Origin of the sequence: Nonomuraea sp. NPDC046570 (genome assembly GCF_040645915.1) — a bacterium.
In the GTDB taxonomy this organism is placed as follows: Bacteria; Actinomycetota; Actinomycetes; order Streptosporangiales; family Streptosporangiaceae; genus Nonomuraea.
This window is the reverse complement of the sequence record NZ_JBEYZF010000026.1, coordinates 99,251-105,709: the sequence shown is the minus strand read 5'-3', so window position 1 is coordinate 105,709 and position 6,459 is coordinate 99,251. Positions and strand designations below refer to the sequence as shown.

At 68.9% G+C, this 6,459-nt stretch carries 7 protein-coding genes; 5 read left to right on the top strand and 2 right to left on the bottom strand.

From position 1 onward, the window contains the following. Positions 1-90 precede the first annotated feature (90 nt). Positions 91-1,344 carry a serine hydrolase domain-containing protein gene (locus ABZ911_RS32015; protein ID WP_358064338.1) on the bottom strand — a complete coding sequence of 418 codons (1,254 nt, stop codon included), beginning with the start codon at positions 1,342-1,344 and terminating at the stop codon, positions 91-93. Positions 1,345-1,542: 198 nt separating this feature from the next. Here ABZ911_RS32015 and ABZ911_RS32010 point away from each other — a divergent pair, with 198 nt between their 5' ends. Both ABZ911_RS32010 and ABZ911_RS32005 read left to right on the top strand, forming a co-directional pair. Continuing rightward, complete coding sequence (locus ABZ911_RS32010) at positions 1,543-2,202, top strand: MarR family transcriptional regulator (RefSeq protein ID WP_358064335.1); 660 nt, start codon at positions 1,543-1,545, stop codon at positions 2,200-2,202. Positions 2,203-2,362: 160 nt separating this feature from the next. Further along, a complete protein-coding gene (locus ABZ911_RS32005; protein ID WP_358064332.1) occupies positions 2,363-2,980 on the top strand; it encodes a pyridoxamine 5'-phosphate oxidase family protein in 618 nt (205 codons plus the stop codon). Here the strand turns inward: ABZ911_RS32005 and ABZ911_RS32000 are convergent. After that, entirely contained in the window at positions 2,977-3,147 is a 171-nt protein-coding gene (locus tag ABZ911_RS32000; RefSeq protein ID WP_358064329.1) for a hypothetical protein, read from the bottom strand. The two genes, ABZ911_RS32005 and ABZ911_RS32000, sit on opposite strands and share 4 nt — an antisense overlap. A 341-nt stretch (positions 3,148-3,488) precedes the next feature. On the opposite strand from ABZ911_RS32000, the gene ABZ911_RS31995 reads away from it, so the two are divergent. From ABZ911_RS31995 to ABZ911_RS31985, 3 genes are all read left to right on the top strand, one after another. Beyond that, positions 3,489-4,850, top strand: a complete 1,362-nt coding sequence (locus ABZ911_RS31995; protein ID WP_358064326.1) for an MFS transporter — start codon at positions 3,489-3,491, stop codon at positions 4,848-4,850. A gap of 127 nt (positions 4,851-4,977) precedes the next feature. Then, on the top strand, positions 4,978-5,577 hold the full coding sequence (locus tag ABZ911_RS31990; protein WP_358064323.1) for a hypothetical protein: 600 nt from the start codon (positions 4,978-4,980) through the stop codon (positions 5,575-5,577). 8 nt (positions 5,578-5,585) lie between these two features. Further along, positions 5,586-6,443 (top strand): transporter substrate-binding domain-containing protein, encoded by an 858-nt coding sequence (locus ABZ911_RS31985; protein ID WP_358064320.1) that lies wholly within the window; start codon positions 5,586-5,588, stop codon positions 6,441-6,443. Positions 6,444-6,459: the final 16 nt, after the last annotated feature.

Here is a 6,459-nt window from a genome sequence, read left to right as displayed (position 1 = left end):
TGCGCAAACTCCGCTGCTGCCCTCACCTCGCCGGGCAACTCGTCAAAGCGATCCTCGTCCTCCAACTCCGCGAATCGAGATGAAAAACGTTCACTGAGTCGGCTTGGCCCCGGGCTGCCCGCCGCAGAACACCTCCTTGAGGAGGTTGTCCAGTGTCTTCGGGAACGCCGCCAGGTCGGGTGCGGCGTCTCCGTAGGTCAGCGAGGCGGTCAGGGTCGTCTTGCCGTCGGGCGTGCTGATCATCGCCGTCACGTAGCCCGCCGTGGCGCTGCCGTTGTGGTTGAGGACGGTGCCGCAGCCCGGACCCAGGTCCTGCACGTACAGCCCGAGGCCGTAGCGGCCGAAGAGGCCGGCGCTCTTGGGGTGCGGCTTGCGCATCTCGGCCAGCAGCCGGGCCGGCAGGAGCTTGCCACTGTTCAGCGCGGAGAAGAACGTGTGGAGGTCCTTGGTGGTCGAGATCATGTCACCGGCGCCGGCCAGCATGGAGGGGTTTTGGCGGGTGACGTCGACTACCTTCCACTGGCCGGCGTCCTCATACCGGTAGTAGCCGTGGGCGTGCGGCCCGGGGAGGTCCGTGGTGCCCGGCATCACAGTGCCTCGCAGCCCGAGCGGCCGCAGGATCCGCCGCTTCATCTCCTTGGCGATCGAGCGGCCGGTGACCTTCTCGATCAGCAGCAGGGCCAGCGTGTAGTTGGTGTTGGAGTAGCTCCAGCCCGTCCCCGGCTCAAACCGCGCCGGCTTGGACAACGCAAACCGCACCAGCTCCTCCGGCTGGTAGCTGCGGAACCGGTTGTCCACCCACTCCTTGCCCGCCGCGGGGATCCCCGGCACGACCGTCCCGTCAGGGCCGAACTCGCCGGTGTAGGCGTACAACCCGCTGGTGTGCTGCAGCAGCATCCGCACGGTGATCCGCCGGTCCAGCTTGAACTCGGGCAGGTAGCCGGCCACCGGGGCGTCCAGCCCGATCTCACCGTCGGCCACCAGTTGCAGCACCACGGTCGCGACGAAGGCCTTGGTGACGCTGCCCGCCCGGAACCGCCCGTTCGTCGGCGGCTTCGCGCTCTGGCCCAGCTTGCGCACCCCGGCGCTGCCGATCCACTCGCCCCGCTCATCGTTCACGCGCATCTGCATCCCGGCGAAACCGAGATCGACGAACGCCTGGATGGCCTTCTGCAGCTCCGGGCGGTCCTGCCCGGCGGCGACCTTCGGCACCGGCCTGCTGTCCGCACTGGCGGTCGCGGGTGTGGCCGCCCCGGCCAGCAGCGCGGCCGCCAGCGCCGCGACCGCCACTCGCCGGGAGACCCGCGGCGTCCGGGTCCTGTTGTTCTTGACGGATTCACTCATGATCGTTCCTCGTATCGCGATAGTACGTGTCTTGTGCAACTCGAAAGCTATGTTGCATTCAGAATCGCGTCAATCGACAGAAAGGCTTTTGCCCAGGTAGATAGCGATAAATTGCTGCAATGACCCTGAAGTCGAAAGCAACACCGCGTTGCAATGAATGGCGGCGAAGGCAATACTGACGGCATGCCAGGAGGACGATTGACCCAGCAGGACCGCCAGCGCATCGCGGCCGGACTCGCCGGCGGACTCTCGTATGCCGAGATCGCCAGGCGGCTCGACCGACCGACCACGACGATCACCCGGGAGGTCGCACGCAACGGCGGCCCCGCCGGCTACCGGCCCCAGCAGGCGCACCAGGCGACGATCCAGCGGGCACGGCGCGGCACACCGGCACCCCCGCGCACGGCCACACCGCCGGGCGGCACGATGGAAGAGGAAATCCTCGAGATGGCGGTCAGAGCGGGAATGCCGAGGATGACCGCGCGTGTGCACCACGACCTGATGCTGTCCGAGGACGGCAGGCGCACCGCGGCCGAACTGACCCGCAGGCTGAAGGTCAGCCCAGCCTCTGTCTCCGTGGCCGTGAACTACCTGGTCCAGCAGGGGTTCGTCCGGCGCGAGCGCGATCCGCAGCGGCGTCGCGACATCTACGTGGTCGACGACGACGTCTGGTACCACGCGATCGTGATCAGCGAGCGGCAGACGCTCGCGACAGTGCGGGCCACGATGACGGCGGCCGAGACGTACGGGCTCGACAGCCCCGTGGGACAGCGGCTGGCCAAGACAGCGGCGTTCCTGGAACGGGTCAGCCTGGACATCTTGGAATCGGCCGACCGCTGGCGCACCCTCCTGGCGTGATGGGTCTCGGCCGAACCACCTGAGGAAACTGGCTGAGGGGTTCCCGGTTGCTGAGGTCGCGCAGCAGGCTGCTGAGACTCGCCGAGGGCTTCGGGGCCGCGCCGTACAGGCGAGAGTGCAGGAGTAGTGTCGGGAATTCCGTACTTGAGCAGGAGGCGTTGTGAGCTGGGTTGAGGTTGAGTCGGAGGCGGAGCTGCGGGAGCTGCTGGGCGAGGTGGTGCCGAGGGCGGCGGCCAAGGACCGTCCGCGCCTGCACGCCCGTGACCGGGAGTGGCTGGCGGCCTCGCCGTTCTGCCTGATCGCCACCTCGGGGGCGGACGGCACCTGTGACGTGTCCCCGAAGGGGGACCCGGCGGGGTTCACCCATGTGATCGACGACACCACGATCGCCATCCCCGACCGGCCGGGCAACCGCCGGGCGGACGGCTTCCACAACGTGCTGGCCAACCCGCACGTCGGCCTGATCTACCTGCTGCCGGGCCGTACCGACACGCTGCGGATCAACGGCAGGGCCCGGCTGGTCCGTGAGGCGCGGTTCTTCGACGAGATGATCGTCAAGGGGCACCGGCCGAAGCTGGCGCTGGTCGTGGAGGTCGAGCAGATCTTCTTCCACTGCGCCAAGGCGCTCATGCGCTCCGCGCTGTGGAAGCCGGAGACCTGGAACGCCGGGGCGCTGCCCTCGCATCCCGCCCTGGTCAAGGAGATGATGAAACTCGAGGAGTCGCTGGAGGAACTGGAGGACTACTACGGCCCCTCGTACGCGAACAGGCTCTACTAGGCGGCCGGGGTCGGGCCTTCCGGCAGCCGGAACACGTTGCGCCCGCTGAAGGCGCGCAGGTCGACGACCTTCGGGTCCGGCGCGGAGGGCCTGCGGCGGCCCGCCGACCGGATGTCGCGAACCTTGTGCCGTGCGACATGCGATGGCACCGCTACCAGCCTTCTCATGTGAGCCCCCCCGGGTGTGATGTTGTTGTTACATCACATTAGTTACCGTTTGTCCCGTAAGTTCTCCGTAAAGATCATCAGTACGGCAGTCGCCGCCCCGACGGGGTCCGCAGGTCCAGTTCGGGCGTCCGGGTTGACGGCCGCCGCCTGGGCGAGGACTTGACGATCCTGATGCGTCGCATGGTCTGCCCCCCTTCTCGTGCCTTCACTGTGCGCCTGCGGAGTTGACAAGCGCTTGGCGAACACTTGCGGTCCGCCATGCGCGCCAACCTAGCCCGCCTCCCACGTTCGCTCAACGCAATTAGACCGTTACCATCGCCCCGATCGAACAGGAGAACCGGATGCGGTACGGGCTGATGCTCGCGGTGCTGCTGTCGGCGTGGTTCATGGCCCAGTTCGACTTCTTCGTGGTGAACGTGGCCGCCCCCGCCATCGAGCGCGACCTGCACGCCGGCCCGGCCGCCCTGGAGCTGATCGTCGGCGGCTACGCCTTCGCCTACGCGGCCGGGATGATCACCGGCGGCCGGCTGGGCGACCAGTACGGCCCCCGCAGGCTGTTCGTCATCGGCATGCTCGCCTTCACCCTCGCCTCCCTGCTCTGCGGCCTGGCGGCCACCTCGGCCCAACTCGTCGCCGCCCGCCTGCTGCAGGGGCTGGCCGGCGCGCTGATGGTGCCCCAGGTGCTGGCCGTGATCACCGCCACCATCCCCGCCGAGGCCAGACCACGCGCCCTCGGTTGGTACGGCGCGGCCGGCGGCCTCGGCTCGATCGCCGGGCAGGTGCTCGGCGGCCTCCTCCTCCATGTTGACGTGCTCGGCCTCGGCTGGCGGATCATCTTCCTGGTCAACGTCCCCGTGGGCGTCGTCGCCGCCATACTCGCGCTCAGGCTGCTGCCCCGCACCCCGCCGCGCGGGCGGGCCGGCCTGGACCCGCTCGGCGCGGCCGGCATCGCGCTGACGCTGGCCCTGCTGCTGGTGCCCATGGCGCTGGGCAGGACCGAGGGCTGGCCCCCGTGGACCTGGGTCTCCCTGGCCGCCGCGCTGCCGGTGGGCGCGCTCACCCTGCTCTGGCAGCGCCGCCTCGCCGCGACCGGCGGGCAGCCGGTGCTGGACCTCACCTTGTTCAGAGTGCCGTCGTATGTGGCGGGCCTCGCCGCGATCACGGCGTTCATGGCCTACTTCGCGAGCTTCATGTTCACCCTCACCCTGCTGCTGCAGGGCGGCCTGGGACTGAACGCCCTGCAGGCCGGGCTGACGTTCGCGCCGATGGGCGTGCTGTTCTCGACGACGGCCCTGCTGAGCTCCCGGCTGGTCGCCAGGTACGGCATGCGCGTCCTGCTCGTGGGCGGCGCCATCACCATCACCGGCCTGCTCCTGCTGGCGGCGACGGGGGAGCGCGGCATGCCGTGGCCGCTGCCCGCCCTGGCTCTGGTCGGTTTCGGCAACGGCCTGACCCTGCCGCAGCTCATCCACGCCGCCCTGGTGGACGTCAGGCCGGAGCGGGCGGGAATCGGGTCGGGCATCCTGACCACGGCCCAGCAGTTCGCGGGCGCGGCGGGGGTGGCCGTGGTCGGCTCGGTCTTCTTCGCCGTGGCGAGTTCCCGGGGTTACGGCCCCGCGATGGAAGCGGCCGCGCTGATCGACATCGCGCTTATCCTTATAGTCATGGGTCTTGTTTCATTTATCCGACGATCCGCCCGCTGATTGTTGCGGTCCGCTCCGGTGATGGCTTCTAATGCGGAATACGGGCGGCTCCTGACGAAGGCGGGGCGATGTGCTACCTCCGTGGGTGATAGACGCGGATTTACGCCGAAAAATCGGGATCGGTTTGGTGTGGGTGGCGGCGGGCGCCCTCGGAGTCTGGGCCGCCGCGCAGGGGGCGAAGGGCGCGGAGAACGTCGAGAACGCCTCGCTGGTGGTCGCGCTCATCACCCTGGGCGTCACGGTCGCCGGCATGATGCGCAAACCGCAGGACGAGCGGGCGGCGGCGGAGTGGCGCCTGCCGGGAATGCTCATCGCGGCCCTCGGCATCGTCGTCGCCCTGGCCGTCGGCGCGACGCTGTGGATGCTCATCCACAAGCCCGACCGGAACATCACCGACCTGGTGAAGCTCTCCGGCAACACCGGAATGCGTTTCGGTGGCACAGCGGACCTCGTGTACGACCAACCACCTGAACGGGAGAACCTCGCCCTGACGCTGACCCTGGAGAATCCGCACCCCGGCGGCAACTGCGTCACGCCCGCGCGGATGACGGTGACCCCCAAGGTCGACGGCAGGGAGCTCAAGGCCCGCGAAGCGGTCTCGGGACAGGAACTCCCACTCCAGCTCTACGGCGCGGAACGCAGAGTGGAGGCGCAGGTGCTGCTCACCGTCCCCGACCCCGCCTGCGTGCTCGACCTGCGCGTCTCCGAGGCCGTCCTCCACAACTAGGAGCCGTCGTGAAGCGACATCTCTGGCCGGTCGCCCTGGTCTTCTGCCTGCTGCTGGCCGCCTGCCAGGGCGGGGTGAGGCCCACACCGACGGCGGGCGCGCCGAGCCCGTTCCTGCCGCCGAAGGGCAAGGGCATCGTGCATGTCGGCGTCGTGTCCGACCACCCCGGCTGGTCGACCCTGGAGGTCGGCTCCGAGCAGCGCAACGGGTTCGACATCGCGCTGATCACCTGGCTGAAGAGCGGGCTGAAGATCCACCACGAGTACACCGGCCTCTCGCTCGGCGAACGGGAGAGCGCCCTGGTCGGCAAGCGCGTGCAGATGGTGGTCGCCACCTTCTCCATGACCGACCTGCGCAAGAAACGCATCGACTTCGCCGGGCCGTACATGGTCACCTACCAGGGCGCGATGGTCAGGGCGGGGGACGACCGGATCAAGACCGAGAACGACCTGGTCGCCGGGGGCAGGCACGTCTGCGTCGTCGAGCGCACCACCTCCTACGACGCGCTCCTCCCGCATCGGGGGCCGAAGCTCAGGCTCACCGTCGTGTCGGCGCAGAAACAGTGCGTCGAGCGCCTGCTCGCCGGCCAGGTCGACGCCATGTCCACCGACCAACTCGTCCTGTACGGCTTCGCCGAGGCCGACAAACGCCTGCGCGTCATCCCCGACCTCACCTTCGGCTTCGCCGAGCAGTACGGCATCGGCCTGCCCGACAACGACCGGGCCGACTGCGAGATCCTGCGGGAGAAGCTCCAGGAGTTCCTCGATACCAGCACCTGGGACCTGTTCTTCCGCCAGCACTTCCGGAACGTGCCGCCAGACCTGATCGACAAGCACAAACCCCGCCAGGTCGACCCCTGCGACTGAAGGTCCCAACTCCGGC

What these genes read in the sequence shown, in the direction of transcription:
- ABZ911_RS32015 (WP_358064338.1), bottom strand. Translation starts at nt 1,344, where the DNA reads ATGAGTGAATCCGTCAAGAACAACAGGACCCGGACGCCGCGGGTCTCC.
- ABZ911_RS32000 (WP_358064329.1), bottom strand. Translation starts at nt 3,147, where the DNA reads ATGAGAAGGCTGGTAGCGGTGCCATCGCATGTCGCACGGCACAAGGTT.
- ABZ911_RS31995 (WP_358064326.1), top strand. Translation starts at nt 3,489, where the DNA reads ATGCGGTACGGGCTGATGCTCGCGGTGCTGCTGTCGGCGTGGTTCATG.